This window comes from Trinickia sp., from assembly GCF_051961175.1.
Taxonomy (GTDB): domain Bacteria; phylum Pseudomonadota; class Gammaproteobacteria; order Burkholderiales; family Burkholderiaceae; genus Trinickia.
The window spans coordinates 12,601-37,995 of record NZ_JBQCDN010000003.1 but is presented as its reverse complement, the minus strand read 5'-3'; the positions used below and the strand labels follow the sequence as shown (position 1 = coordinate 37,995).

At 63.6% G+C, this 25,395-nt stretch carries 22 protein-coding genes; 17 read left to right on the top strand and 5 right to left on the bottom strand.

Going from position 1 to position 25,395, the window contains the following annotated elements:
• Window positions 1–90: 90 nt before the first annotated feature.
• A complete protein-coding gene (locus ACTHL0_RS00265) occupies window positions 91–699 on the bottom strand; it encodes a 5-formyltetrahydrofolate cyclo-ligase (protein ID WP_440564540.1) in 609 nt (202 codons plus the stop codon).
• Window positions 700–731: 32 nt separating this feature from the next.
• Between ACTHL0_RS00265 and ACTHL0_RS00260 the strand changes: the two genes are divergently transcribed.
• From ACTHL0_RS00260 to ACTHL0_RS00245, 4 genes are all read left to right on the top strand, one after another.
• Window positions 732–2,717, top strand: coding sequence for a transglycosylase SLT domain-containing protein (locus tag ACTHL0_RS00260; RefSeq protein ID WP_440564539.1), 1,986 nt, complete (start codon window positions 732–734; stop codon window positions 2,715–2,717).
• Between the two features lie 82 nt (window positions 2,718–2,799).
• A complete protein-coding gene (locus tag ACTHL0_RS00255; RefSeq protein ID WP_440564538.1) occupies window positions 2,800–3,756 on the top strand; it encodes a complex I NDUFA9 subunit family protein in 957 nt (318 codons plus the stop codon).
• 105 nt (window positions 3,757–3,861) lie between these two features.
• Window positions 3,862–4,512, top strand: coding sequence for a glutathione S-transferase family protein (locus ACTHL0_RS00250; RefSeq protein WP_440564537.1), 651 nt, complete (start codon window positions 3,862–3,864; stop codon window positions 4,510–4,512).
• Window positions 4,509–5,753 (top strand): multifunctional CCA addition/repair protein, encoded by a 1,245-nt coding sequence (locus ACTHL0_RS00245; protein WP_440564536.1) that lies wholly within the window; start codon window positions 4,509–4,511, stop codon window positions 5,751–5,753. The genes ACTHL0_RS00250 and ACTHL0_RS00245 overlap by 4 nt, the downstream gene beginning before the upstream one ends.
• Window positions 5,754–5,946: 193 nt before the next feature.
• On the opposite strand, the gene ACTHL0_RS00240 is transcribed toward ACTHL0_RS00245, so the two are convergent.
• Window positions 5,947–7,167 carry a class I SAM-dependent methyltransferase gene (locus ACTHL0_RS00240; protein ID WP_440564535.1) on the bottom strand — a complete coding sequence of 407 codons (1,221 nt, stop codon included), beginning with the start codon at window positions 7,165–7,167 and terminating at the stop codon, window positions 5,947–5,949.
• A 13-nt stretch (window positions 7,168–7,180) separates the two neighbouring features.
• Between ACTHL0_RS00240 and ACTHL0_RS00235 the strand changes: the two genes are divergently transcribed.
• The 6 genes from ACTHL0_RS00235 (at window position 7,181) to ACTHL0_RS00210 (ending at window position 15,141) form a co-directional block, all read left to right on the top strand.
• Window positions 7,181–8,005, top strand: coding sequence for an SDR family oxidoreductase (locus ACTHL0_RS00235; RefSeq protein ID WP_440564534.1), 825 nt, complete (start codon window positions 7,181–7,183; stop codon window positions 8,003–8,005).
• A 111-nt stretch (window positions 8,006–8,116) separates the two neighbouring features.
• On the top strand, window positions 8,117–8,518 hold the full coding sequence (locus ACTHL0_RS00230; protein ID WP_440564533.1) for a dihydroneopterin aldolase: 402 nt from the start codon (window positions 8,117–8,119) through the stop codon (window positions 8,516–8,518).
• Window positions 8,515–9,552: a tRNA 2-thiocytidine(32) synthetase TtcA gene (ttcA, locus tag ACTHL0_RS00225; RefSeq protein WP_440564532.1), complete on the top strand. Its 1,038-nt coding sequence runs from the start codon at window positions 8,515–8,517 to the stop codon at window positions 9,550–9,552. Before ACTHL0_RS00230 ends, ttcA begins: the two co-directional genes overlap by 4 nt.
• A 122-nt stretch (window positions 9,553–9,674) precedes the next feature.
• Window positions 9,675–11,036, top strand: a complete 1,362-nt coding sequence (gene glmU / locus ACTHL0_RS00220; RefSeq protein ID WP_440564531.1) for a bifunctional UDP-N-acetylglucosamine diphosphorylase/glucosamine-1-phosphate N-acetyltransferase GlmU — start codon at window positions 9,675–9,677, stop codon at window positions 11,034–11,036.
• 111 nt (window positions 11,037–11,147) lie between these two features.
• Complete coding sequence (glmS, locus tag ACTHL0_RS00215; protein WP_440564530.1) at window positions 11,148–12,965, top strand: glutamine--fructose-6-phosphate transaminase (isomerizing); 1,818 nt, start codon at window positions 11,148–11,150, stop codon at window positions 12,963–12,965.
• 427 nt (window positions 12,966–13,392) lie between these two features.
• A complete protein-coding gene (locus ACTHL0_RS00210) occupies window positions 13,393–15,141 on the top strand; it encodes a methyl-accepting chemotaxis protein (protein ID WP_440564529.1) in 1,749 nt (582 codons plus the stop codon).
• Between the two features lie 116 nt (window positions 15,142–15,257).
• Here ACTHL0_RS00210 and ACTHL0_RS00205 read toward each other — a convergent pair whose 3' ends face one another.
• Window positions 15,258–16,217 carry a chemotaxis protein CheV gene (locus ACTHL0_RS00205; protein ID WP_440564528.1) on the bottom strand — a complete coding sequence of 320 codons (960 nt, stop codon included), beginning with the start codon at window positions 16,215–16,217 and terminating at the stop codon, window positions 15,258–15,260.
• A gap of 248 nt (window positions 16,218–16,465) precedes the next feature.
• Here ACTHL0_RS00205 and ACTHL0_RS00200 point away from each other — a divergent pair, with 248 nt between their 5' ends.
• Complete coding sequence (locus ACTHL0_RS00200) at window positions 16,466–16,660, top strand: hypothetical protein (protein ID WP_440564549.1); 195 nt, start codon at window positions 16,466–16,468, stop codon at window positions 16,658–16,660.
• Between the two features lie 129 nt (window positions 16,661–16,789).
• Here the strand turns inward: ACTHL0_RS00200 and ACTHL0_RS00195 are convergent, their stop codons facing one another.
• Window positions 16,790–17,104 carry a hypothetical protein gene (locus ACTHL0_RS00195; protein ID WP_440564527.1) on the bottom strand — a complete coding sequence of 105 codons (315 nt, stop codon included), beginning with the start codon at window positions 17,102–17,104 and terminating at the stop codon, window positions 16,790–16,792.
• Window positions 17,105–17,413: 309 nt separating this feature from the next.
• Here ACTHL0_RS00195 and ACTHL0_RS00190 point away from each other — a divergent pair, with 309 nt between their 5' ends.
• The gene (locus ACTHL0_RS00190) at window positions 17,414–19,087 is read left to right on the top strand and encodes an alkaline phosphatase family protein (protein ID WP_440564525.1); all 1,674 of its coding nucleotides are present in this window, start codon (window positions 17,414–17,416) and stop codon (window positions 19,085–19,087) included.
• 28 nt (window positions 19,088–19,115) lie between these two features.
• Here the strand turns inward: ACTHL0_RS00190 and ACTHL0_RS00185 are convergent, their stop codons facing one another.
• On the bottom strand, window positions 19,116–19,715 hold the full coding sequence (locus ACTHL0_RS00185; protein WP_440564523.1) for a TMEM175 family protein: 600 nt from the start codon (window positions 19,713–19,715) through the stop codon (window positions 19,116–19,118).
• A gap of 195 nt (window positions 19,716–19,910) precedes the next feature.
• On the opposite strand from ACTHL0_RS00185, the gene ACTHL0_RS00180 reads away from it, so the two are divergent.
• From ACTHL0_RS00180 to speD, 5 genes are all read left to right on the top strand, one after another.
• A complete protein-coding gene (locus tag ACTHL0_RS00180; protein WP_440564522.1) occupies window positions 19,911–21,164 on the top strand; it encodes an NRAMP family divalent metal transporter in 1,254 nt (417 codons plus the stop codon).
• Between the two features lie 69 nt (window positions 21,165–21,233).
• Entirely contained in the window at window positions 21,234–21,656 is a 423-nt protein-coding gene (gene copM / locus ACTHL0_RS00175; protein ID WP_440564521.1) for a CopM family metallochaperone, read from the top strand.
• Window positions 21,657–22,257: 601 nt separating this feature from the next.
• Window positions 22,258–23,670 (top strand): coproporphyrinogen-III oxidase family protein, encoded by a 1,413-nt coding sequence (locus ACTHL0_RS00170; protein ID WP_440564520.1) that lies wholly within the window; start codon window positions 22,258–22,260, stop codon window positions 23,668–23,670.
• A gap of 18 nt (window positions 23,671–23,688) precedes the next feature.
• Window positions 23,689–24,912, top strand: coding sequence for an MFS transporter (locus tag ACTHL0_RS00165; RefSeq protein ID WP_440564518.1), 1,224 nt, complete (start codon window positions 23,689–23,691; stop codon window positions 24,910–24,912).
• Window positions 24,905–25,297 (top strand): adenosylmethionine decarboxylase, encoded by a 393-nt coding sequence (gene speD, locus ACTHL0_RS00160; RefSeq protein WP_440564517.1) that lies wholly within the window; start codon window positions 24,905–24,907, stop codon window positions 25,295–25,297. The genes ACTHL0_RS00165 and speD overlap by 8 nt, the downstream gene beginning before the upstream one ends.
• The last annotated feature ends 98 nt before the right edge of the window (window positions 25,298–25,395 follow it).

The window sequence follows — 25,395 nt, the reverse complement described above, 5'->3', positions numbered from 1 at the left end:
GTCAAGCCGTCAGCCCGTCAGCCCTTTTCCTATTGAGTGCCGATTCCTTCAGCGCTGGCGTTGCACCGCCGCGGCGCTGGCTGGCGCCGGCTATGGCGCTTCGATTCCACGCGGGCTCGCGAATAGCCCGGTATCGGTGACGATCGCGTCGAGCGGAACGTCGTGCGCCTCGCGCGGCAATACCGCACGGCAGGCTTCGTAAGCAATTCCGACGGTCACCGGTCTGGCCATGCCCGGCCAGCCCGCCAGCGTGCGATCGTAATAGCCGCCGCCATAGCCGAGCCGATAGCCGTCGTCGTCGAATCCTACGCAGGGCACGAGCAGCAGATCCGGCACGATTGCCGGTGTTTGCTCCGGCTCCGGGATGCGATGGTGGCCGATGCGCATGGGTGTGTCCGGCGTCCAGGCGTGAAATCTCAGCGCATGGCCCTTCATGGCGACGATCGGCAGTGCGGCTTGCCGCCGCGTATCGTGCGCCAGCCATTCGCCGATGATTGCGCGCGCATCGAACTCGCCTGCAAGCGGCCAATAAAACCCCACGGTGTGGGGCCTGTAGCGCGTCAGAACCTCGCGCAAATGGACGGCGAGGGCGGCATCGGCGCGGCTCTGTAATTGCACGTCGCCACGCGCTTGCAGCAAGCGTTTTCGCAGCTCGGCTTTCGATTCCGAAGAGGGGTTGCGTGCTATGCTTTCGCTCAATTTTCTCTCCGAATTTCGCTCCTCGAACCACGATGTCAAAACGCTTTGTCCGAGTATATCGCGCGGCCGCTCTCGCGCTCGCCGCCGTTGCGCTCGTCGCCTGCGGTACGGCCTCCGCCGGGCGTCACGCGCGCCCCACCGCTGCGCCCACGGACGACCAGATTTTCGTGCGCTTGCGCCAGGCAGCGCTCGGCAACGATCCGGCGCGCGCGGTGCAGCTCGCGGCGATGATTCCGAACTATCCCGCACCGTCGTATCTCGAATACTTTCAACTGAGGCCGCAGCTGTTCGACAGCGGCGGTCACGCGCGTCTCGACGCACCCGATCAGCCGGTGCTGTCGTTCTTGCAGCGTCACGACGGCGAAGCGATCGCGGATCGCCTGCGCAACGATTACCTGGTTGTCCTCGGCGCACGCCACGACTGGCGCAATTTCGACGCGCAGTATCCCCGCTTTGTGCTGAACGACGACACGCAGGTGAAGTGCTACGCGCTCGAATCGCGTGCCGCGCATGGCGAGAACGTCGCGGAAGCGGCGCGCGCGTTGCTTGTCGAGCCGAAGTACTACGGCGACGGCTGTGTCGATCTGATCACCGCGCTGGCCATGAATCATCAGTTCGGCGACGACGACGTCTGGCAGCAGATCCGCCTCGCTTACGAGCAAAACGCGACGAGCGTCGGCAGCCGGCTGTTCGACGCGCTCGGGCCGCAGCGCCCCGACCAGACGCTCATCGATCAAGCGACGAGCGCCCCGCCGCTCGTCCTCGCGCGCGCGATCGGGCCCGATTCGGCTTCGCACGCGCTGGCGCTGCTTGCGGTGACGACGATGGCGCGCAACGACGTCGTCACGGCCGCGGCCACGTTCGCGGCGATCGCACCGTCGCTGTCGCTTGCCGAACGCGCGATCGGCTGGGGCACGATCGGCTACCAGGGCGCTGTCCGCGAAGTGCCGGGGGCGGTGGATTGGTACCGGCTGTCCTCGAATGCCCCGCTGTCCTATCCGGCCTATATGTGGCGCACGCGCAGTGCGCTGCTCGCGGGCGATTGGACGATGGTGCGCTGGTCGATCGAGCAGATGCCGGGCGCGCTGCGCAAGCAGCCGGCCTGGATCTATTGGCATGCGCGCGCGCTCGAGAAGAGCAGCGCCCCCGAAGATAAAGCGCTCGCGACGCACGAGTTCGAGCGGATCGCCTCGGGCTTCGATTTTTACGGTCAGCTCGCCACGGAGGCGTTGGGCCGCAAGATCACCGTGCCGCCAAAGACGGACGTGACCGATGCCGAAGTCGAAGCCGCGGGCCGGACGCCGGGCTTCGAGCTGGCACGCCGCTTCTACGCGCTGAATTTGCGGCTCGAGGGTAACCGCGAGTGGAACTGGCCGCTGCGCGGCATGACCGATCGTCAACTGCTGGCGGTGGCCGAATACGCGCGCCGTATCGAACTGTACGATCGTACGGTCAATACGGCCGACCGGACGCAAGCCGAGCACGATTTCTCGCTGCGCTACCTGTCGCCGTTCCGCGACATCGTGGAACGGGATGCGAAGTCGACGGGCCTTGACGTCGAATGGGCGTATGGGCTTATTCGGCAGGAGTCGCGCTTCATTATCAACGCGCAATCGGAGGTGGGCGCGGGCGGCTTGATGCAACTGATGCCCGGCACCGCAAAGATGGTCGCGCGCAAGATCGGGATCGGGCCGCTGTCCCCTGGGCAAATGAACGACATGGATACGAACATTTTGCTCGGTACGACGTATTTGTCGATGATCTACAATCAATTCGACGGTTCGGCGGTGCTCGCCACGGCCGGCTACAACGCGGGGCCCGGCCGCCCGCGCCAATGGCAAGCGGCGTTGCAGCGTCCCGTCGAAGGCGCGATTTTTGCAGAAACGATCCCGTTCAACGAGACTCGCGATTACGTCAAGAACGTGCTGTCGAATACGGTCTACTACGCGGCGCTGTTCGAAGGCCGCCCGCAATCGCTGAAGGAGCGGCTCGGCGTCATCCTGCCTCAAGCGCAATGAGGCAGGCCGTGGGCGCCGGGTGGCGCCCACGATGCGCGCGTATGCGGGCAGCGCTGTAGCGGCGGCCCGCAGGGAGTCGAAAATGCGGCACCCATCCATTGCATTGATCGGCGGTTCCGGCTTCATTGGCAGTCATCTGGCCAACGTGCTCGTCGCGGCGGGCAAAAGCGTGCGCGTCGGCACGCGCCGGCGCAGTCATGCCGCGCACCTCACCATGCTGCCGCTCGATGTGATCGAGCTCGACCTGTTCGATTCGGTCGAGCTGGCGCGATTCATCGAAGGCGTCGATGCCGTCGTCAATCTCGTGGGCACGCTCCACGGCCGGCGCGGCGATCCGTACGGGCCGGAGTTCGCCAGGCTGCACGTCGAACTGCCGGCAAGGATCGCGGCGGCCTGTGAAGGCAAAGGGGTTCATCGGCTCGTTCAATTGAGCGCCATCAACGCCGATTCGAACGGCCCGAGCATGTACCTGCGCTCGAAGGCCGACGGCGAAAAAGCCGTTCTGGCGGCCGCTCAGCTTGCCACCACCATCATTCGCCCGTCGGTGGTCTTCGGCCCGGAAGACCGCTTTCTCAATACGTTCGCGGCGCTCGCGCGCCTGTTCCCCGTGCTGCCGCTCGCCAAGCCTGACGCGAGGTTTCAGCCTGTCTATGTGGGCGATGTGGCCAAGGCGATCGCCGGCACGCTCGATCTCGATGCCGCGCATGGACGCACTTACGAGCTTGGCGGCCCCGCTGTCTATACGCTTGAAGCGCTGGTGCGCATGTGTGGCGAGATGATCGGCCGCCACCCGCGCATCGTGCGGCTGCCGGACGCGCTCGCCTATATGCAGGCGTTGACGTTCGAGACGCTGCCGGGCGAACCGCTCATCACGCGCGACAATCTCGATTCGATGTCGCGCGATGCGGTTCTGAGCGGCCCGCTGGCGCCTGAGTTGGACCTCGAACCCGTTGCGATCGAAGCGATCGCACCCACGTATCTGAACGACGCGTCGCTGCGTTCGCGCTTCAGCGTATTTCGCGCCACGGCGGGGCGCTGAAGCGGCGGCCCGTAGCGTGACGTAGCCAAGCATCGATCGCCTGCTCGTGGCACTATTGCCGTTCTCCACGATGTTCCGACCAATCCACGCTTCGCACGGTGGCGCATGAAACTCATCATCGGTGACAAGAACTACTCCTCGTGGTCGATGCGGCCATGGGTCATGTTGAAACAAATGGGCATCGCGTTCGAGGAAGTGATCGTGCCGCTCAGGGAGCCGGACACGACCGCGCGCATCCTCGAGCACTCGCCTTCGGGCAAAGTGCCGTGCCTCGTCACCGACGACGGTCAATCGATTTGGGAAACGCTCGCGATTCTGGAGACGCTTGCCGAACGCTTCCCGCAGCATCACGTATGGCCGAGCGATCCCGCTGCGCGTGCGCATGCCCGCGCGATCTCGAGTGAGATGCATGCCGGTTTCGCCGAGCTGCGTACGAACATGTCGATGAACGTTCGTGCCCAGCGGGCCGGCAAGGGCGCGACACCGGGCACGCTCGCCGACATCGCGCGCATCGACGCCATCTGGAGTGAATGCCTGACGCGCTACGGCGGCCCGTTCTTGTTCGGCGCGACGTTTTGCGCCGCCGATGCGATGTATGCGCCCGTCGTGTCCCGGTTCATCACATATGCACCGCCGCTGTCTGAGGCGGCGCGGGCTTATATGAAGCACGTGAGCGCGGTGCCTGCCGTGCGTGAGTGGTTCGACGATGCACGGCGTGAAACGCACCGGCTTGCCGAGCTCGACGACGACGCATGAAGATCTACGCAGTGGGCGGTGCGATCCGCGATGCGTTGCTCGGCGTACCGGTATCCGACCGCGATTACGTCGTCGTGGGCGCCACCCCCGAGCAGATGGTGGCGCAGGGCTATCGTCCGGTCGGCAAGGATTTTCCAGTGTTCCTGCATCCGGAGACGCAGGAGGAGTACGCGCTTGCGCGCACGGAACGTAAAACGGCGGCCGGTTATCACGGGTTTCAGTTCTACTACGCGCCCGACGTCACGCTCGAAGAGGATTTGGCCCGGCGCGATCTGACGATCAACGCGATGGCCCGCGAAGTGCGGCCCGACGGCGACCTGATCGGGCCCGTTATCGATCCGTTCGGTGGACAGGCCGATTTGCAAGCGCGTTGCTTCAGGCACGTGGGCCAAGCCTTCGTCGAAGATCCCGTGCGCATCTTGCGAGTGGCACGCTTCGCCGCGCGCTTTCACGATTTCGAGGTTGCGCGCGAGACGTTGGCCCTGATGCGGACGATGACGGATGCGGGCGAGGTGGACGCGCTCGTGCCGGAGCGCGTCTGGCAGGAAATTTCGCGTGGATTGATGGAAGCCAAGCCGTCGCGGATGTTCGCTGCGTTGCGCGAATGCGGCGCGTTGGTGCGCGTGCTGCCTGAAATCGACGCGCTGTTCGGCGTGCCGCAACGCGCCGATTACCATCCCGAAGTCGATACCGGCGTGCACGTCATGATGGTCGTCGATTACACGGCGGCGCGCCGCTATGCGTTGACGGTGCGCTTCGCCGCGTTGACGCACGATCTCGGCAAGGCGACCACCCCCGAGGACATCTTGCCTCGCCACATCGGGCACGAAACGCGCAGCGTCGATTTGCTGCGGCCGATGTGCGAGCGCTTGCGGGTGCCGAACGAGTGCCGAGATCTGGCCGTGCTCGTCGCGCGCGAGCACGGCAACATTCATCGCGTGATGGAGATGGGGGCGCCGGCGCTCGTTCGGTTGTTCGAGCGGTGCGATGCGCTGCGCAAGCCGGCTCGCTTCGCCGAAGCGTTACAGGCTTGCGAAGCGGATGCGCGTGGGCGGCTCGGGTTCGAGGCGCGTGAATATCCGCAGGCGGAACGGTTGCGCGTGGCGCTGGTGGCGGCGCGCGGTGTGGATGCGGGCGCGGTGGCGCAGGCGTTCAAGGACGATCCCGCGAAAATCAAGGATGCCGTGCATCGGGCGCGGGCGAAGGCGGTAGCGGAGGCGATTGGCGCTGGAAGCGAGTAAGCCTATCGGGCGTATCTCGCGTATCGGGAGCATCGGGCACATCGGGCACATCGGGCACATCGGGCACATCGGGCGCATCGGGCGCATCGGGCATACCGCGGGCCGCTCGCCGTTCATGGTCGAGCGAGCGTCCTGACAGGCGCTTTGATCTCGCTGAAGCGATGAGTCTTGCGCAAGCGTAAAGCGAATACGATTACAGCGTATGCGTCCGATCCCCGCGCGCAAAAGCATCGAGCGTCCCGTCGATGCCGCGCGAGAACGCGATCACTTTGAACAGTTCGCCCATTTCCGCCTCCGACAGCAGCTTCTGCACAGCGTTGGCCGCAGGAAGAAAGTGCGTCGTATCCGCCGGATCGATTTCCGATAAAACGTCCGTTATGCCGGCGTTCATCAAAAAGCGCGCCTGCGACGTATAGCCGAGCAGATCCGCCCCCGTTTCGACACCGGCTTCCGCGATGCGCGTGAATTCGACGTGGGCCGTGATGTCTTGCAACCCTGGATTCAGGAAAGGATCGCCGTGCGCATGATGCCGGTAGTGGCACATCAGCGTGCCCTCCGTACGCTGCGGATGGTAGTACTCGCCGCGCGGGAAGCCGTAATCGATAAAAATCGCCGCGCCACGCGCCAGCATCGAGCAGACGGTGCTCGTAAACGCCGCCCCGGCCGAGTGCGTTTCGGCGACGTAGCCGACATCGGAATCGACCTCCGCGTCCAACTGCGCAAGCAACGCGGCATCCTCTTTCGATAGCGACACGGAAGGCGCATCGAGGCCCCGGGCTTCGAAACGCAATGCGCCGGTTTCATCGAGACCCACCCCGCGCGCGTGCCAGATACCGCCTGTGCGTGCATAGAGCTGGACCGGCATGGCATCGAGCACCTCGTTGCCGATGATCACGCCCTCGAATTGCTCGGGCAGCGCATCGAGCCAGCGAACGCGCGAAGCCAGCGTACCGCCGAGCGTTTCGATCGTCTCACGCTGACGCTCGCGCAACTCGCCGGACAAATCGACGATCGTGTAGCGATCGAGCGGCGTACCGAACGCCTCGAATGCCGCCAGGATGCCGGCCGCGAGCCGGCCCGTGCCGGCGCCGAATTCCATCACCTGCCGTGTGCCGCTTGCGTCGAGCGCCTGGGCCAGCGCGCGCGCGAGCGTGCGCGCAAACAGCGGCGAGAGTTCGGGCGCCGTGATGAAATCGCTGCCGTCGTCGGCACGCCGGCCGAATTTCCGTGCGCCGCCGCTGTAATAGCCGAGCCCGGGCGTATAGAGCGCAAGCTCCATATAGCGGTCGAACGGCAGCCAGCCGCCGCCGGCTGCAATCGCCTCGCGGATGTGCGCGGCGAGTTTGGCACTGGCGCCGAGCGCATCGGCGGCCGGACCGGGTAAACTAGCGGGTTCGTGAGCATTTCGATTCATTCCCGCATTGTAAATGACCGTTCCCGCCGATCCTCGCCCTGACGCTGGCGCCCCTCAAGCGGCGCCTCCACGCGTCGTGCTCGTGACGGGCGCGGCGCGGCGCATCGGGCGCGCACTCGCGCTCGGCTTCGCGGCCAAAGGGTGGGATGTCGCCGTCCATTACGGAGCGTCGCGCGCCGAGGCCGATACGGTCGTCGCGCAGATTCGCGCACTGGGCCGCCGCGCTGTGGCGCTGGCCGCCGATCTGGCGGTCGAGCGCGACGTCGCGGGCCTCGTGACGGCGTGCACGCAGGCGCTGGGGCGGCCCGCGTGCATCGTCAACAACGCATCGCGCTTCGTCGAAGATACGGCGGGCGATGCCGGCTACGAGACGCTGCTTGCGCACATGGCGGTGAATGTCGGGGCGCCGCTCGTGCTGGCACGCACGCTGTACGAGGCCACGCCCGATGCGGCGAACGAGGACGAAAGCTTGCGTGGCGTCGTCATCAACGTGCTCGATCAGAAGCTGTATAACCTGAATCCGGACTACCTGTCGTACACGTTGTCAAAGGCGGCACTGCAAACGGCCACAGTGACGCTCGCGCAGGCGCTGGCACCCAAGGTGCGCGTCGTAGGCATTGCTCCGGGGCTGACGCTGCAGTCGGCCGATCAAACGCCCGACGAGTTCGCGCAGGCGCACCGGGTGACGCCGCTCGGCCGAGCATCGACCCCCGACGATGTCGTTGCGGCGGCCTGCTATTTGGCCGAAGCGAGCGGGGTGACGGGCACGACGCTGGTCGTCGACGGCGGACAGCACCTGGTGCCGCTGCCGCGCGACGTGATGTTTTTGACGCGCTGACGCACGCCGCGCTCGCTGCGCGCACGTCGGCCCGGCCCAGGCCCAGGGACAAAAAGGGCCCTCCGCGCTGAGGCAGCGCATATTTTGCGCATATTTTGATTTGGAACGAACATGGTTGCCGCTCTCTTGCATCCCCGGCTCGCCGACTGCCGCAGGCTGTTCCTGCGCAATTACGAGGTCTATATCAACATCGGCGTACACGACTTCGAAAAGCGTGGGGAGCAGCGCGTCGTCATCAACGTCGAACTGTTCGTGCCGCTGGCGCAAACGACGCCGCTCGAGGACAAGCTCGATGAGGTGGTCGATTACGACTTCATGCGGGCGACGATCGCGCGCCGCGTCGGCAAGGGGCACATCCACCTGCAAGAGACGCTGTGCGACGACATCGCCGCCATGATGCTCGAACATCCGCGCGTGCGCGGTGTATCGGTATCGACGGAGAAGCCGGACGTCTACCCGGATTGCGACGCCGTGGGCGTCGAAGTGTTTCGCATCAAAGAGGAAACGGTATGAACGCGCCCGAGAAAATCGCGCCCGATGGTGCGGCCACCGGCTCCGATCCGTCCATCGCACCGGTGCAGGCGCTGCAGGGCGAGGTGCCCGGCGAAGCGGGCGAGCGCCCGGCACTCACGCGCCGCGAGCAGAAGGAAGCGTACGAGAACAACAAGCTGTTCAAGCGGCTGGCTCGGCTCGTCGGTCAGGCGATCGGCGATTTCAACATGATCGAAGAAGGCGACAAGGTCATGGTCTGCATGTCGGGCGGCAAGGACAGCTATGCGATGCTCGACATCCTGTTGCGATTGCGCGAACGCGCGCCGATCGATTTCGATATCGTCGCCGTCAACCTCGACCAAAAGCAACCCGGTTTTCCCGAACACGTATTGCCCGACTACCTCAAACAGGTGGGCGTGCCGTTTCACATCGAGAATCAGGACACCTACAGCATCGTCAAGCGTCTCGTGCCCGAGGGCAAAACGACGTGCTCGCTTTGCTCGCGGCTGCGGCGGGGCATTCTCTATCGCGTCGCCGGCGAACTCGGCGCCACGAAGATTGCGCTGGGCCACCACCGCGACGACATCCTGCAGACGATGCTGTTGAACCTGTTCTACGGCGGCAAGCTCAAGGGCATGCCGCCGAAGCTGCAATCGGACGACGGCAAGAACATCGTGATCCGGCCGCTGGCCTACGTGAAGGAAGTGGATCTCGAGAAATACGCGCAATTGCGTGCGTTCCCGATCATTCCGTGCAACCTGTGCGGTAGCCAGCCGAACCTGAAACGTGCGGAAATGAAGGCGCTGATTCGCGATTGGGACAAGCGTTTCCCGGGACGTGTCGAGAACATGTTCAACGCATTGTCGAACGTCGTGCCGTCGCATCTGATGGATCCCAAGCTGTTTCCATTCGCGGGGTTGCGTGCGACGGGGCAAGCCGATCCGCTCGGCGACATCGCGTTCGACGACGAGCCGTGCACGAGTTCAGAGACAGGCGAGGACGGCGAGTCGCGCAACGGGCAGACGATTTCGTTCGTTCAGTTTGACGATCTGTAACGCTGTGCGGGCATGAAAACCGGCCGGCCGGGCGAGGGACTGGGCGCCTTGTCCCGGGGCCTTTCGGCGGTCGGCCGCATGATAAAATCGCGGCCTTTGTATCCCTATTTTTCGCCGATGCCATGAACATCGTCATATTGGCTGCAGGCACCGGCAAGCGGATGCGCTCCGCGCTGCCCAAGGTGCTCCACCGGCTGGCTGGCCGGCCGCTGCTCTCGCACGTCATCGATACGGCGCGCGCGCTCGATCCCGCGCGGATCGTCGTTGTGGTCGGACATGGTGCCGATGCCGTCCGCGAAGCCGTGGCGGCGCCGGACGTCGCCTTTGCGCTTCAGGCGGAACAGCTCGGAACGGGGCACGCGGTGCAACAGGCGCTGCCCTTGCTCGATCCCGCCCATCCCACGCTCGTGCTCTACGGCGACGTCCCGCTCACGAGACCGTCGACGCTCAAGCGCCTGGCCGATGCCGCTGTCGAAGGCCGCTACGGCATTCTCACGGTGACGCTTGACAATCCGACCGGCTACGGCCGAATCGTGCGCGACGCGGGCGGCTATGTGACGCGCATCGTCGAACAGAAGGACGCATCGCCGGACGAGTTGCGCATCGCCGAAATCAACACGGGCATCGTTGTGACGCCTACCGCTCAATTGGCGATGTGGCTGGGCGCGCTGCGCAACGACAACGCGCAAGGCGAGTACTACCTGACCGACGTCGTCGAACATGCGATCGAAGCAGGCTTCGACGTCGTGACGACGCAGCCCGACGACGAATGGGAAACGCTCGGCGTGAACAGCAAGGCCCAGTTGGCCGAACTCGAGCGGATTCATCAGCGCAACCTCGCCGACGCGCTGCTCACCGCGGGCGTGACGATCATCGATCCCGCTCGCTTGGACGTGCGCGGCGCGCTTACGTGCGGGCGGGACGTGTCGATCGACGTCAATTGCGTGTTCGAAGGCAACGTGACCTTGGCGGATGGCGTCACGATCGGCCCGAACTGCGTGCTGCGCGATGCGACGATCGGCGCCGGAACGCGCATCGATGCGTTCACGCATATCGAAGGGGCGCAGGTGGGGGCGAATGCCGTGCTCGGGCCGTATGCGCGGCTGCGGCCCGGTGCGGTGCTGGGCGAGCAATCGCACGTCGGCAATTTTGTCGAAGTGAAGAATGCGACGCTGGGCGAGGGTGCGAAGGCGAACCATCTCACCTATATCGGCGATGCTGACATCGGCGCGCGCGTGAATGTGGGGGCGGGCACCATCACCTGCAACTACGACGGCGCGAACAAGCATCGCACGGTGATCGAGGACGACGTGTTCGTCGGCTCGGACACGCAGCTGGTGGCGCCGGTGCGCGTCGGCCGCGGCGTGACGATCGCGGCGGGTACGACGGTATGGAAGGACGTGCCTGAAGGGGCGCTCGTGCTCAACGAAAAAACGCAAGTGACGCGCGACGGCTACGTCCGCCCGGTGAAGAACAAGCGTTGAGAAGCATCGAGTGGCGCGGCGATGGCGCCGCGCTCGCTGCCGCACGGACGCGGAGGCGAGTGCGCCGCACAATTGAAGAACGAAGCAGGACTTGCGAAAGGAAAACTCCCCATGTGTGGCATCGTCGGCGCGGTAGCGCAGCGTAATATCGTTCCCGTCCTCGTCGAAGGACTACGCCGCCTCGAGTACCGCGGCTACGATTCGTGCGGGGTGGCCGTGCTCACGAACGGCGCGCCGCGCCGTGCGCGCAGCGTCGCGCGCGTGGCCGATCTCGACGCGCAAGTGCAGGAAGGGCACCTCGAAGGCGTGACGGGTATCGCGCACACGCGCTGGGCCACGCACGGTGCACCCGTCACCGATAACGCACACCCGATCTTCTCGTGCGATGCGGTCGCGCTCGTGCACAACGGCATCATCGAGAACTTCGAATCGTTGCGCGAAATGCTGCGTGGCAAGGGCTACGAATTCGTTTCGCAGACAGACACCGAAGTCATCGCGCACCTGGTTCACAGCCTGTACCGCGGCAGCTTGTACGACGCGGTTTGCGCGGCCGTGAAGCAATTGCACGGTGCTTATGCGATCGCCGTCGTGCACAAGGACGAACCGCATACGGTGGTGGGCGCACGGCAGGGTTCGCCGCTCGTTGTCGGCGTGGGAGAGGGCGAGAATTTCCTGGCGTCGGATGCCCTGGCGCTGGCGGGCAGCACGGAGCAGTTCATGTTCCTCGAAGAAGGCGATGTCTGCGAGCTGACGTGCGAGGGTGTGCGGATTACCGATCGCGACGGCCAGCTTGCCGAGCGTGAAATCCGCACCGTGCAGGCGTACGGTGGCGCAGTCGAGTTGGGGCCGTATCGGCACTTCATGCAGAAGGAAATCTTCGAGCAGCCGCGCGCGATCTCCGACACGATCCCGGCAACCGATTCGTTTGAGCCGAACCTGTTCGGCGATGGGGCGCGCGCTGCGTTCGACGAAATCGACAGCATTCTGATTCTTGCCTGCGGGACAAGCTATTACTCCGGCTTGACGGCTAAGTATTGGCTCGAATCGATCGCGAAGATCCCGACGCAAGTTGAGATTGCGAGCGAGTATCGCTATCGCGAGTCGGTGCCGAATCCGAGGGCGCTTGTTGTGGTGATCTCGCAATCGGGCGAGACCGCCGATACGTTGGCTGCGCTCAAGCATGCGCAGGAGCTGGGGCATCGGCATACGCTGGCGGTGTGCAATGTCAGCACAAGCGCGATGGTGCGTTTGACGCAGATGCAATTCCTGACGCACGCGGGGCGTGAGATCGGTGTGGCATCGACGAAAGCGTTCACGACGCAGCTCGTCGGGCTCTTTACGTTGGCGGTGACGCTCGGCAAGGTGCGCGGGCATGTCGATGCGGCCACGGAAGCGGATTACGTGAAGCACCTGCGCCACTTGCCGGCCGCGCTCAATAGCGTGCTTGCGCTCGAGCCGCAGATCATCGCTTGGTCGGAGGAGTTTTCGCGCAAGGAGAACGCGTTGTTCCTCGGGCGCGGACTGCATTATCCGATCGCACTCGAAGGCGCGCTCAAGCTCAAGGAAATCTCGTACATCCATGCCGAGGCTTATCCGGCCGGCGAATTGAAGCATGGGCCGCTCGCACTTGTGACGGAAGCGATGCCTGTCGTAACGGTGGCGCCGAACGATGCGCTGCTTGAAAAGCTGAAGTCGAATATGCAAGAAGTGCGCGCGCGAGGCGGTCAGCTTTATGTGTTCGCCGATTCGGATACGAAGATCGTTAACGAAGAAGGCATGCACGTGATTCGGATGCCCGAGCATTACGGCATGCTCTCGCCGATTCTGCATGTGGTGCCGCTGCAGATGCTCGCTTATCACACGGCGTGCGCGCGCGGGACCGATGTGGATAAGCCGCGGAATTTGGCGAAATCGGTGACGGTCGAGTGAGGGAGGGCGGCATCGTGTGATGCGGTGCTGAGGGGCATTAATTTCGGTTACGGAGCATCGTTTTTATTCAGGTTACGGGGGCGCTTATCTGCCGCTGAGCTTTATCCGGCAAGGTGTAACCAGAACGAATGTCAGAGGGGCGCTGGAGCGTTTTCCAGCGCCCCTTTCTTTTGCGACTGGCGCTCCGCTTTCGATATGCACGGCATTGCGAAAGCGAGATAACGAAGAAAAAGCCGCTGCCTTCATGGAAGGGAAGCCCCGTGAGAAAGGTCCCTTCCCTCGGAATTTCCTGAATGTGCTATCAGGCCACAAGAAAAGCTCACGCAGAGACTAAAGTACGACGATTGTTCGCCGTAATACGGCTACGTCAGCACATGCGTCCCCCCACGCATGACAGACTGAAAGCAACCCGTGTTTCGGAGATCGAATGAAAGTCGCAAACCTTTCCATTGCCCGGAAGCTCTACACGACGTTCGGCATCGTGATCGCCGTCCTCGTGATTCTGGGTGTCACGTTCTATTCGTTTTTTTCTTCGGTGACGAAGGCCAACAGCTGGAACGTCCACACGTATCAGGTGATCGACGAGACGCGCTCGTTGACCGAGAGCTTGGTCAATATGGAAACCGGCCTTCGCGGCTATGCGATCGTCGGTGAGGAGGCGATGCTCGAGCCGTACCGCACCGGCACCGAGTCATTCAAAAAGCACCTCGAGACGATTCGCAATCTCACGAGCGACAACCCGCAGCAACAAGAACGCCTGCGCAAGCTGGAAGCTCAGGAGTCGCAATGGGCATCGAGCTTCGCCGACGCATTGCTCACGAAGCGCAAATCGGTGGTGTCGGCCAGCATGACGATGGATCAGTTCATCGATTCATTCAAGGCCGATACGGGCAAGGCACAAATGGATGCAATGCGCGCGACGCTGGCGGAGATCGCCGGCAACGAGTCGTCGTTGCTTTCGGTGCGCGCGGCCGAGGTCGACTCGCTGCAGATGCAGACCAAGGTTGTGCTGGTCGGCGGCACCTTGCTGGCGGTCGCGCTCGCGTTCATTTTTGCGACGTGGATCTCGCGGCTCGTCGCCTTGCCGCTGCGTGAGGCCGTGGCACACGCCGAAGCGATCGCTGCCGGCGACCTGACGCGCTCGATCGACTCCGACGCGACCGATGAAGTCGGCGCCTTGATGCGCGCGTTCTCCGGCATGCAAGGCAAGCTCGCCTCGGTTATCTCTCTCATCAAGACATCGACCGATTCGATCAATGTGGCCGCGGGCGAAGTGCGCGCCGGCAACGCCGATCTATCCTCGCGCACGGAGCAGCAGGCCGCCTCGCTGGAGGAGACGGCATCGAGCATGGAAGAGCTGACGGCGACAGTGAAGCAGAACGCCGACAACGCCCGTCAGGCGAGCGGCCTTGCTTCCAACGCGTCGGAAGTCGCAGACAAAGGCAACGACGCGGTCGGCCGCGTGGTCGCAACGATGGGCGACATCAATGAAAGTTCGAGCAAAATCGGAGAGATCACCGGCATCATCGAAGGCATCGCGTTCCAGACGAACATTCTCGCGCTGAACGCAGCCGTCGAAGCCGCTCGCGCCGGAGAGCAGGGCCGGGGCTTCGCGGTCGTCGCCAGCGAAGTGCGCAGTCTCGCGCAACGCTCGTCGGCTGCGGCCAAGGAAATCAAGGAGCTCATCGGCGCATCGATCGACAAAATTCGCGGCGGCATGACGGAAGTCGAGGAGGCTGGGCGAACCATGTCGGAAGTGACCGTCGCGATCAGCCGTGTCACGGACATCATGGGCGAAATCGCCGCGGCGTCGGACGAACAGAGTCGAGGTATCGAGCAGGTCAATCAAGCTATCACGCAGATGGACCAGGTGACGCAGCAGAACGCGGCGCTCGTCGAGGAAGCCGCCGCGTCCGCCCAGTCGCTGGAAGACCAGGGCAAGGAACTCGGGCGTGCGGTGTCCACATTCCGCATCGCGACGAACGCTGCTGCGTTCGCGCCGGCGAAGGTATCTGCTCGCCCCGCGCCCCGCATTCCGGTCAAACCCGCGACGCCGCTGAAGCGGCAGGCACTCCAGCCCAAGAAGTCGAAAGCTATCGAACCGGCGCTTGAAGCACCGGCGGCTGCCGCTCAGCCTGCCGTCGAAACGGCCGGCGAGGACTGGCGGGCGTTTTAATCGCCGCTCGCGGACGCGCGCTGCTCGGGGCGTTTGCGTGCGCACCGCGAAGTCCGCAAGTGCGTGCGGCGCGATCTCCTCGAGGGAACAACCGCGACCGCCACAGCGGCACGTCCTTAAGACGCCAGCGCCTCGTTGATCGCGTCGCACAGTTCCTTCGGCGCGAACTTCGCCACATACCCATTCGCGCCCGCGTTGCGGACATGCGCCTCATTGGCGGAGCCCGTCAGAGACGAGTGAATGATCACCGGAATATGCTTCAGCCGTTCGTCCGCTTTGATCCGGCGCGTGAGCATGAACCCATCCATCTCGGGCATTTCCAGATCGGTGATGACGAGCGAGATCTTGTCGCGGGCCGGCACTTTCTCCTTTTCCGCCTCGTCCGCGTAGCGCAGCAGCATTTGCCATGCTTCCTCGCCCGTAGTGGCGATCACATGCGGTGCGCCGATAGCGGTGAGCGCCTGATCGAGCAACGTGCGAGCGAACGCTGAATCGTCCGCCGCCAGAATCTTCCCGCCGCCAGCCGCGTAGTTCACGCTGGTGCTCAATTCCGCCTTGTTCACGTCGCGATGCTGCTCGGGGAATACGTCGCGCATGACTTGCTCGACATCGAGCACCTGAGCCAAACGCAGCTCGCCCGATTCGCCGTTGAAGCGTGCAATGCTCGTGATATAGCCCGTGCCGCCCGCGCATTCGGCCGGGTGCACCTGGCTCCACTCGAGGCGGACGATGTCGTCGACGTCTTCGACCGCGAACGCTTGCGTTGTGCGCGCGAACTCCGTGATCAACAGGATATTCGGCTCGCGCGACGGCGTATTGCCAGTCAGGCGGCACAGGTCGATCACCGGAATGATCTGGCCGCGAATATCGATCGCGCCTGTCACCGCTTCGGGCGCCCCGGCGATCGGCGTGATTTCACGGTTCGTGATGATCTCGCGAACCTTGAAAACGTTGATGCCGTACAGCCCCGGCACGGTGCCCGGCCGTGCGGTGCCCAGGCGGAACAGGAGAAGTTCGAACTTGTTCTTGCTCGTGAGCTGCGTGCGCTCATCGTGCATGATGTCGTGGCTGGACATGCGTGCCCTCAATATGAAATCCGACCGGCATCCCAACGCGCTTCGTGCGTGGAATGCGCCATCAATCTGGTTGTCGGCGGCGCTCGGCGAAAGCTAAGGGCTCGTTACATTTTTCGCGATGCGGGAAAACGAGGGTTGGATGACGCTTCCACAAGCGCAGCCGCGGCAGCCGGGCGAGAAGTGAGGAGGGGCAAAGAGGCACGGGCAGTCGTTCAAGCCGGCCCATTTCTTGCGGCAAAGGTGGGTCAATGCAACGACCGTGGGGGGCGAACATGAACCGCAGCACCGACGATTCGCAACGAATGGCCGAACAGCCGAAGCCGGCCCATCATAGCGACAATACGCGCAGCCGCATGCCGGAGCGCGACGACAAATCGCGTCGGCAGTCGCCGGCCGACAAGCCGGGCAAGCGGCCGGGCGAAGGCGAGCCGAGCGTCGGCTAGCCCTTCGAATAGAAGGCAACGCACGGGTGCGGGCTCGTTCGAGCTCGACCGGGTTCGCTCCCGTGCGCCCGCAGCGCAAGCCGCTGCAGCGAACCGAACTGCTCCGGTTCGCTGCGTGACTTCAACGCGTTACTTCGCTGCGTCGGCCTCGCACTTTTTCACGAACGAAGCCTTGGCCGCGCCAGCCAGAGGCTTGCCGTTGGAGCCGACGGCCTTGGATTCGCATGCACCCTTGGCCGATTTCATCGCATCGGCCTGACATTTCTTCATGAACGACGATTTGGCGGCGCCGGCCAGCGGCTTGCCGTTCTTGCCGACCGCTTTGGCTTCACAGCCGCCCATCGGCGATGCGGAGCTGGCGGCCGTGGACGCCGAAGCTTGGGCGTGCGCCATGCCCACTGCAAACATGCCCGCGATCGCAGCGAAAACAAATTTGTTCAACATGACCATCCCTCCTGAAGTGGCGTGAAGCGGAACGCTTCTCCCAGTTAACGAAGCCCGAATGCAATGGTTGACGTGCCGTCGGCAAGATTCGCCGAACAGCGTCCCGAACAGCGTCCAATTCCAGCGTCCACCTCAATACTCAATACGCGCACGGGGCGAACCGCCCCGCTTCGCATTGATCGTACGAGACAGACAGCCGGCTGAAAGCTGACTTTCATCACCGCTTCGCATTCCCCGCCGACAGTCGACCCTTCGCAGTGCTGTTTTTCCCTTTTCTGTTTTCGGTCCGACAACAACGAGGTGGAAGCCATGGATATTCGCAGGCGGTGGTCGTTTCCAGGGGCGGCGGTGGCAAGCGCCGTGATCGCGATGGCCGGCGTGCCCGGTGCGGCGCAGGCGCAAGGCCACGATCATGGCCACGGCCATGACCATGATGGCAAGGACATCCGGCATGTGCTGCTGATCAGCGTCGATGGTTTGCACGAGCAAGATCTCGCGCGCTGCATCGGTGCCAATAGCTGCCCGAATCTGGCGGTGCTCGCCAAGTCCGGCGTGACCTATACGAACGCGCACACGCCCGGCCTTTCCGATTCGTTCCCGGGTCTCGCGGCGCTGTTGACGGGCGGCTCGCCGAAGACAGCCGGTCTGTTCTACGACGTCTCTTATGACCGCACCCTCTACGCGCCGTCGGATACGAACTGCACGGGCAAGCAAGGCTGGAATGTCGTCTTTGATGAAACGACGGGTATCGATGCCGAAAACGGTGGTGCATTGACTCATTTGAACGGCGGCGGCGCATTCAACCCGCAGGCGATTCCCCATGCGTTGGTGGGTGGCGTTTGCAAGAGCGTCTATCCGCATGACTACATCAAGACGAATACGCTGTTCGAAGTGATCAAGGCGCACATGCCCGGTGCGCGCACCGCATGGGCCGACAAGCATGCCTGGGGCTATGACTGGGTGAATGGTCCGTCCGGAAAGGGCGTCGACGATCTCACGCGCACGGAAATCAATTCGATCGATCCGGCGACGAACACCGATTACACGGACGTCTACACGCATACCGAGAAGTTCGACGACCTGCACGTGCAGGCGATCCTCAACGAGATCGACGGCAAGAATTCCACGGGCACGACGAGCGCTCCGGTGCCGACGGTGTTCGGCGCCGACTTCCAGACGCTCAGCGTGGCCGAGAAGGCGCCCTTCGCCAAGGGCGGCGGCTATCTCGACGCCGACTTCACGCCGGGCCCGCAGGTATCGAATGCGATCGCCTATGCCGACGCCTCGATCGGCCGTATGGTGAACGAGCTCAAGCAGCGCAACCTGTATCAGAGCACGGCAATCATCGTCACCGCGAAGCACGGCAATTCGCCGACCGATCACACGAAGCTTGTGAAGAACGGCGATACGCTGACGAAGCTGCTCGAGACGAACAACTATCTCGATTCGAGCGGCAACTTCGGCCAGAACAACACGAGCTCGGGCAACCTGAACGACGGCACGGGCCTCGCCGGCACGGGCATGGTGCAGACCGACGACGTCGGGCTGGTCTGGCTGCGCGATCAATCGCAACTGTCGCAGGTGGTCGCGACGCTGAAGGCCAATCTCGGCTGTAACGCGCCGGGCATCTGCGCCGACGGTCCGCAAGCGTATATCCTCTACGGTTCGCGCCTGGCCCGCGACTTCGGCGATCCGGCGTTGGGCCGCACGCCCGACATCATCGTGCAGCCGAACCCGGGCGTGATCTACACCTCCAGCACGAAGAAGGACGCGGAGCATGGCGGCAACGCGCCCGACGACAGCCACCTCGGCCTGCTCGTGTCGCTGCCCGGGATGGAGCATGCGCGCACGATCGCGGCTCCGGTTCAGACGAAGCAGGTGGCGCCGACGATCCTGCGTCTGCTCGATCTGAAGCCCGAGTGGCTGCATGCCGTGCGGGCCGAAGGCACGAGCGCGCTGCCGGGTATCGGGGACGACCGGTAAGCGAGCCTCTTCAGCCGGCGGCCGGTGTTCAGTCCTGTTCGTTGGTGTCGCGCGCCTCGACGAGGCGTTCGACACGGCGGTCGGGGATCAGCCAGAGCAACGCCGTCCCCGCGAAAAAAGCCAGACCGATGCTCGGATAGTCCGCCCACGCGGCGGCGATGCCGAGCAGATATAAGATCGGCGAGGTCTTGCTCTTCATCCCCTTGCCGATCGCCCGCGCGAGGAGGCTGTCGGGGCCGTGATGACGCACGAGCCCCGTCTCCAGGACTGTCCATGCGAGCGCGCAGGCGAGCAAATTGATGCCATAGAGCACCGTCGGCCAACGCGCGAAGTGATTCTCGCCCATCCACCCTGTGCTGAACGGCAGCAGCGACAACCAAAACAGCAGATGCAGATTCCACCAGAGAATCGCGCCGTTCACGCGCCGTGTGGCCTGCAGCATGTGGTGATGATTGTTCCAATAGATGCCGACATAGATGAAGCTGAGGATGTAGCTCATCGCGATCGGCCATAGCTGCAGCAGGGCACCCAGACTTTCGCCGTGGGGCACCTTCAGTTCAAGCACCATGATCGTGATGATGACGGCCATGACGCCGTCGCTGAATGCTTCCAGTCGGTTTTTTTCCATCGTCTTGTTGTCAGGGACAGGGGAGTGCCGCGCGCGCCCATTCTCGCGCCGATCGACGATAGCGCAAAGGTCCATCGTGTCGGCGCCCGCTCAGCCGGGCTCGACGCTCGAATGATAGAGTGCTCGCTTTGCCCGCGAGCGCCGCGCCTCAGTCGGCCTACCTGCTCGTGACCACGCAAGCGCGAACGGATCGCCATGTCGCAACCGCTGCCCCTCGTCCCCCGTCTAGGCAAAGCTTTCCGCGCACTCGCGGGATGGGGCCCGGGCCTGCTCGTCATGTTGGCCGACTGCGATGCGGGTAATGTCGTCGCCGCCGCGCAAAGCGGTGCGCAATGGGGCATTCGGCTCTTGCCGCTGCTGCTCGCGCTAGCCGTGCCCCTCTATATGATTCAGGCCCTGTGTGTGCGGCTCGGCATCGCGAGCGGCCGCGGGTACGGCGCGCTCGTGCGGGAGCGGTTCGGCCGGGGATGGGCGGCGATCGCGGCCGCTGCACTCATGGTGGCCGTCATGAGTTCGCTCGTGACGGAATTCACGGGCATCGCCGGCATCGGCGAAATGTATGGTGTGCCGCGGGTCGCCTCGCTCTTGCTTGCAGCCGTGCTGCTGCTCGCCGTCGTATTGACCGGATCGCATAAGCGCGTCGATCGCGTGATCATGCTGATCGGGCTCTTCGAATTGGCCTTCTTTGTCATCGCCTGGCATGCGCGTCCCGATTGGCCGATACTGGCGCGACAATTGGGCGATCTGCCTTGGCGGCAGTCCCAATTCGTTTATCTCGCGGCCGCCTTGATCGGCGCGACGTTCAATCCGTGGATGATCTTCTATCAGCAGGCCGCGATCGCCGACGAGCGCAAATCGTTATCCGACTATCGTTCCGCACGCGTCGAAACGGCCATCGGTGCAGTGCTCACGCAGGCGCTGACCGGCGCCGTACTCGTCGCCGCGGCCGCGACGTTGTCTTCGCGAGGCGGCTCGTTGGGATTGCAAACGGTCGGCGAAATCGCGTTCGCATTCTTCGGCATCGCAGGCGAGGGGGCAGGCCGGCTGATTTTCAGCGTGGGTGTGCTCGGGGCGTCGCTCGTGGCCGCCATCGTCTGCTCGCTCGCGCTCGCGTGGGGTTTGAGCGAAGTGTCCGGCCATCGAGGCTCGCTCGAAGCGCCGCCCGCGCGCGCGCCTTGGTTTTACGGTGTCTACGCGGCGGCCGTCGCGGTGTGTGCCTGCGTCGTCTGGATCCAGCCCGATCTCGTTTCCGTGAACGTCGCAGCGCAGGTTGTCAACGCGCTGCTGCTGCCGTTCGTCGTCGGCCCGTTGATCGTGCTGGCAATCGTGGCCCTGCCGAAAGCCCAGCGCCTGAGGGGGGGCTATCGGTGGTGCGTTTGCCTGTGCGCGGCGGCCGTGTGCGCCGCCGGGATTGCCGGGGCGGCCGCCGGCTGGCTTCCCTCGCTTTGAGGCGCCCGGCGGATCGGCATCCAATTTGCTGGGCGTGGATCATGGTCCGTCACCGAGGAGGGGCACAGCATGCATCGCACGAGCAAAATCGGTTCTTCAGTTCTTTTTACTGCCACGTTGATACTCGCTACGGCGGCGTCGTCCGCCTACGCCCAGGATGCGGCCTCCACGACCAACCCGAGTAGCCGCGCACAAGCGCAATCGGCGCCGGCGGGCAGTCAAGGTGCGGCCGGCGATTCGACGGCGGCCTTCAAGGCGGCCGACGAACGCATGATGAACACGATGCAAGGCGCAGCCTATACGGGCCATGCCGATGAGGATTTCGTGGCGCACATGATTCCTCATCATCAAGGCGCGGTCGACATGGCCGAAGTCGAAGCGAAGTACGGTAAGGATCCGCAGCTCAAGCGCCTGGCTGCGAGCATCATCGCGAGCCAGCGGAAGGAAATCGAATTTATGCAGGCCTGGCAGAAGAAGCACATCAACCGGTAAACGCCCGGCAAACGCACGGGAAACGCGGGCGCCCGCACGATGCCGTCCCGGTGCGCCGGACGTACGCGCGGGCTGCCGGTCGGCCGTGGCTTGGCGTGGAGGGCGGGCTCCGCACGTGGGGCGGCCGCTACGCGCATGAAAAAGAAAGGGCTTTCCGGGCACGGCCTACGAACGCACGCTATCTCAATAATTCTCCTGCATCAGCACCCCTCACTATCACCCGCTATTTCCGCGCCCTCGCAAGCTATCAGGCTCGACGGGTTCGCCGAGCTGTCCCTCTTTGTTAAATTAGCCTGAACAAGATAAACATCGCCCGAACGAAAGTGATGCGTTGCGCTTTCGCTTTCGTTGTACGGCGGCGTTCCATCGCATTCGAGGTGCCGGCACACCGCCGCCTCACCGAAATGTTGGCGCTCGTGCCGACATCCCGCAGGAGGTTTCCTGCGTCTCATTAATTTAGGAGTTCCAAATGGAAGACATCTCGAGCTATTTCGAAGCACCTGCAACGCCGCTGATGCCCGTCAAGATGGGCGGTTGGTAAGCCGCAGGTCAGGGAATAGAAAAAAGAAGGGGGCATTCCCCCTTCGACCAGGAGAACCGCATGCAGCTGCTGCCAGGCAAGTCGCTCGTCAAATTCGATCGTCAGTTTCCGATCTACAACTTCTTCTTTCCAAGCCAGGGCAAGGAACGCGCTCAAGCCACGGTGCAGCAAGTGTGGAACGAAGCAACGCCGCACATTCGATCGCGCGCGTTGTACTTTCACATCCCGTTTTGCGACACGATCTGCAACTTCTGTCCGTTTACGCGCGGACGCTATTCGAGCCGCGCCGTCATCGACGACTACGTCGCGACCCTGCTGGCGGAAATTCGTCTCAAGGCAGATCTCATCGACTTGAAGCAAGTGCCGGTTTCGGCGATCTTTTTCGGCGGCGGTACGCCGAGCCTGCTTGATCCCGAGCAAATCCGGCAAATCGGCGAAACGATCCGCACGACGTTCGATCTTTCACGCCTGCGCGAATTCTCGTTTGAAGTCGAGGTGAAAAGCCTGACACCCGAGCGCGCGCACGCGATGCGCGAAATCGGGATAACGCATCCGCGGTTTGGACTGCAAACCTTCTCGCAGAAATGGCGCGATCTGTTCGATCTGACGGCTTCGCTGGACCAGATCCACGATGCGGCCGCGTTACTGAAGCAGCACTTCCCGTATCAGACCTTCGATATCTTGTACGGGATGAGCGGGCAGGACGAAGAGGAGTTGATGGCGGATTTGCAGGCGGCCGTCGAGCTCGGGACGTCGAACGTCGATATCTACCCGATCGACAACATCGTCACCCAAGTCGGCCTGCATGCGAAGCTGGCACAGACCGGCGCGGTCCCGACCACGGCGATGCGCAAGTTCGGCATGAACGTCCTCGTCGATCAAACGATGCGTCATGCCGGGTTCATGCCGCACAACGGGCATGGGTACTACCGTACGGCTCCGAGCGATGCTGTCGTCAGCGACGCCTACTCGTTCACGTACCACGAGCATGTCTACGGCTATCACGATCATGATTTGATGGGCTTCGGCGTTAACGCGATCAGCTCGACGATGGGACATGTGATGACGCAAACGCACAGCAAGAAGGTGTATCGCGAGGCCATCGCGCAAGGCCGCATTCCCGGTGAGATCAGCATGCACGACCGTGCGCTGGACTACGCGCGGCCGATCGTGTTGCGCTTGCCTTATCACGGCCGGATCGATACCCGGCTCGTGCGATGGGAGGCCGTCCATCCCGAGGTGCTGGACAAGCTCGAACGCTTGAAGCAAGAGGCCCTCGTCGTGCAGGACGACGTCTCGCTTTCGCTGACCAAGCTCGGTTGGTACTGGTACGTCAATGTCATGTACTACCTGATGCCGCATGCCGATCAATTGCTGATGAACGGTATGGTCATCGACAAGCTGAAAGACCCGGGGCGCCGATTCTCGAAGCGCGAGCTGTTGTTTCCGATCCTGCCCGTGGCAGCGGCCTGAGGGGGCGGGATGCTAGCGATGTTGCGTCAGGAGCGCCGTCTTTCCGTGTTATTGACGGGCAATGTGTTATCGCAAATCGGCGATGGCGTGCATGAGTTTGTCTTCATCATCACCGTACTGCACGTCACCCACGCCAACGTAGTGCTCTCGGGGGCGATCTATTTCCTTCGCTTCATTCCCTACGTGGTGCTCGGGCCGCTGGGCGGCGCGCTGTCCGATCGCTGGCCGCGCCGATCGCTGATGATCGGGGCCGACCTCGCGCGTATGGCGATCACCGTTGTGTTCTGTCTGTTGCTGTCGAGCGGTTGGACGGGGGTGGCGGCGCTGGCGCTCGTCGGCATGTCGATGACGGCATTTCGCACGATTTTTCAGCCGGCGTTTCAAGGCACGATCCCCACCCTCGTGCGCGCGGAGCATTTGCCTGCGGCCAATGGCGCGACGCAAATGGCGGCGGAACTGGGTGGCCTCATCGGCCCGGCGCTCGGCGGCACGTTGCTTTATCTCGTGAGCGACGCCGGCTATGTCCTCGCGATCGACGCCGCGACGTATCTGGTATCGGCGCTGTGTATCCGAAGGGCGATCGCGGCACCTGCGCCGCGCGAGCCGTTGCGGCATGGAAGCATCGAGGACTCGGTGACACTGCGCGGGCTGTACCGCGACTTCGGTGCGAACTTGAAAATGGCGTTCGTCAGGCGCGATTTATTCGTGAGCATTGGCTATTCGGCGCTATGTATCCTGTTCGTCGGCGCTGCGCTGCGGGTGCTGATTCCGACGATGCTCAAAAGCGAAGGCTTCGCGGACAGCGTAATCGGTTATGCGATGAGCTTTCTCGCGCTGGGTGCGGTGCTCGGCGCACTGCTGTGCGGCAGCCTCTCACGCGATTTCAGCACAGGGAGCCTGATGACCTGTTGGCGCTGGTACGGCTTCGCGCTGGCGCTATTGCCGCTCTGCGCGGTCAGCGTGCCGGTGACGCTGGTGGGCTGCCTGATGCTGGGCGGGATCGGGGCGTTCGTCGACGTTGTTTTGCCGACGAACATCCAACGCCTATCCACGGAAGCGAACGTCGGCAAGAATTTCAGTCTTTTTTCCACGCTTGCCAATACGAGCGAGGCGATGTCGGGGGCGTTCGCCGGTGCGGTCAGTCTTGTGGCACCGGTTGCGGTCGGCATTTCCTTCATCGGCGTCATGGTGGTGGCGGTCGCGCACGTCGGGGCCGCGCGCTCGTCGGTGCGCTATGGCTGAGGCCGCTCATCTCGCCTTCGGGCGTCACGTCCTCGTCGATATCGCCGATACGAGCGCGGCCCTCCTCAACGACGGCGACGCGCTTGCGCGAGCCCTGACCGAAGCGGCGACCGCCGAAGGAACGACTGTCCTCGGCACGATTCGCCATGCGTTCGAGCCGACGGGCGTGACGGTCTTGCTGTTGCTCGCAGAGTCGCATGTTTCGCTGCATACGTATCCGGAACAAGGGCGGGCGTTCTTCGATGCATTCACCTGCGGGGTGCGGTGCGAGCCGATCAATATCTTCAGGCGGTTCGTCGATGTTCATCCGGTAGGCAGCTATCGGATCATTCGCTGCGAACGGGGGGAAGCGGTGGGCATAAGCGGTCGATCCTGTGCGGAATAGGGATTGATCTCGATCCCGTCCGAGCAGGCGGGGCCGTTGCGCTCGGCCGTCGCAGTCGTCCATCTCGGCACCTGCTGTCGCCCGATGTGCCGAACGGG

What these genes read in the sequence shown, in the direction of transcription:
- ACTHL0_RS00235 (WP_440564534.1), top strand. Translation starts at nt 7,181, where the DNA reads ATGACCGTTCCCGCCGATCCTCGCCCTGACGCTGGCGCCCCTCAAGCG.
- glmS (WP_440564530.1), top strand. Translation starts at nt 11,148, where the DNA reads ATGTGTGGCATCGTCGGCGCGGTAGCGCAGCGTAATATCGTTCCCGTC.
- ACTHL0_RS00180 (WP_440564522.1), top strand. Translation starts at nt 19,911, where the DNA reads ATGTCGCAACCGCTGCCCCTCGTCCCCCGTCTAGGCAAAGCTTTCCGC.
- ACTHL0_RS00210 (WP_440564529.1), top strand. Translation starts at nt 13,393, where the DNA reads ATGAAAGTCGCAAACCTTTCCATTGCCCGGAAGCTCTACACGACGTTC.
- ACTHL0_RS00195 (WP_440564527.1), bottom strand. Translation starts at nt 17,104, where the DNA reads ATGTTGAACAAATTTGTTTTCGCTGCGATCGCGGGCATGTTTGCAGTG.
- ACTHL0_RS00185 (WP_440564523.1), bottom strand. Translation starts at nt 19,715, where the DNA reads ATGGAAAAAAACCGACTGGAAGCATTCAGCGACGGCGTCATGGCCGTC.
- ACTHL0_RS00230 (WP_440564533.1), top strand. Translation starts at nt 8,117, where the DNA reads ATGGTTGCCGCTCTCTTGCATCCCCGGCTCGCCGACTGCCGCAGGCTG.
- ACTHL0_RS00205 (WP_440564528.1), bottom strand. Translation starts at nt 16,217, where the DNA reads ATGTCCAGCCACGACATCATGCACGATGAGCGCACGCAGCTCACGAGC.
- ttcA (WP_440564532.1), top strand. Translation starts at nt 8,515, where the DNA reads ATGAACGCGCCCGAGAAAATCGCGCCCGATGGTGCGGCCACCGGCTCC.
- ACTHL0_RS00260 (WP_440564539.1), top strand. Translation starts at nt 732, where the DNA reads ATGTCAAAACGCTTTGTCCGAGTATATCGCGCGGCCGCTCTCGCGCTC.
- ACTHL0_RS00190 (WP_440564525.1), top strand. Translation starts at nt 17,414, where the DNA reads ATGGATATTCGCAGGCGGTGGTCGTTTCCAGGGGCGGCGGTGGCAAGC.
- ACTHL0_RS00250 (WP_440564537.1), top strand. Translation starts at nt 3,862, where the DNA reads ATGAAACTCATCATCGGTGACAAGAACTACTCCTCGTGGTCGATGCGG.
- ACTHL0_RS00165 (WP_440564518.1), top strand. Translation starts at nt 23,689, where the DNA reads ATGTTGCGTCAGGAGCGCCGTCTTTCCGTGTTATTGACGGGCAATGTG.
- glmU (WP_440564531.1), top strand. Translation starts at nt 9,675, where the DNA reads ATGAACATCGTCATATTGGCTGCAGGCACCGGCAAGCGGATGCGCTCC.
- speD (WP_440564517.1), top strand. Translation starts at nt 24,905, where the DNA reads ATGGCTGAGGCCGCTCATCTCGCCTTCGGGCGTCACGTCCTCGTCGAT.
- ACTHL0_RS00255 (WP_440564538.1), top strand. Translation starts at nt 2,800, where the DNA reads ATGCGGCACCCATCCATTGCATTGATCGGCGGTTCCGGCTTCATTGGC.
- ACTHL0_RS00200 (WP_440564549.1), top strand. Translation starts at nt 16,466, where the DNA reads ATGCAACGACCGTGGGGGGCGAACATGAACCGCAGCACCGACGATTCG.
- ACTHL0_RS00240 (WP_440564535.1), bottom strand. Translation starts at nt 7,167, where the DNA reads ATGAATCGAAATGCTCACGAACCCGCTAGTTTACCCGGTCCGGCCGCC.
- copM (WP_440564521.1), top strand. Translation starts at nt 21,234, where the DNA reads ATGCATCGCACGAGCAAAATCGGTTCTTCAGTTCTTTTTACTGCCACG.
- ACTHL0_RS00245 (WP_440564536.1), top strand. Translation starts at nt 4,509, where the DNA reads ATGAAGATCTACGCAGTGGGCGGTGCGATCCGCGATGCGTTGCTCGGC.
- ACTHL0_RS00170 (WP_440564520.1), top strand. Translation starts at nt 22,258, where the DNA reads ATGCAGCTGCTGCCAGGCAAGTCGCTCGTCAAATTCGATCGTCAGTTT.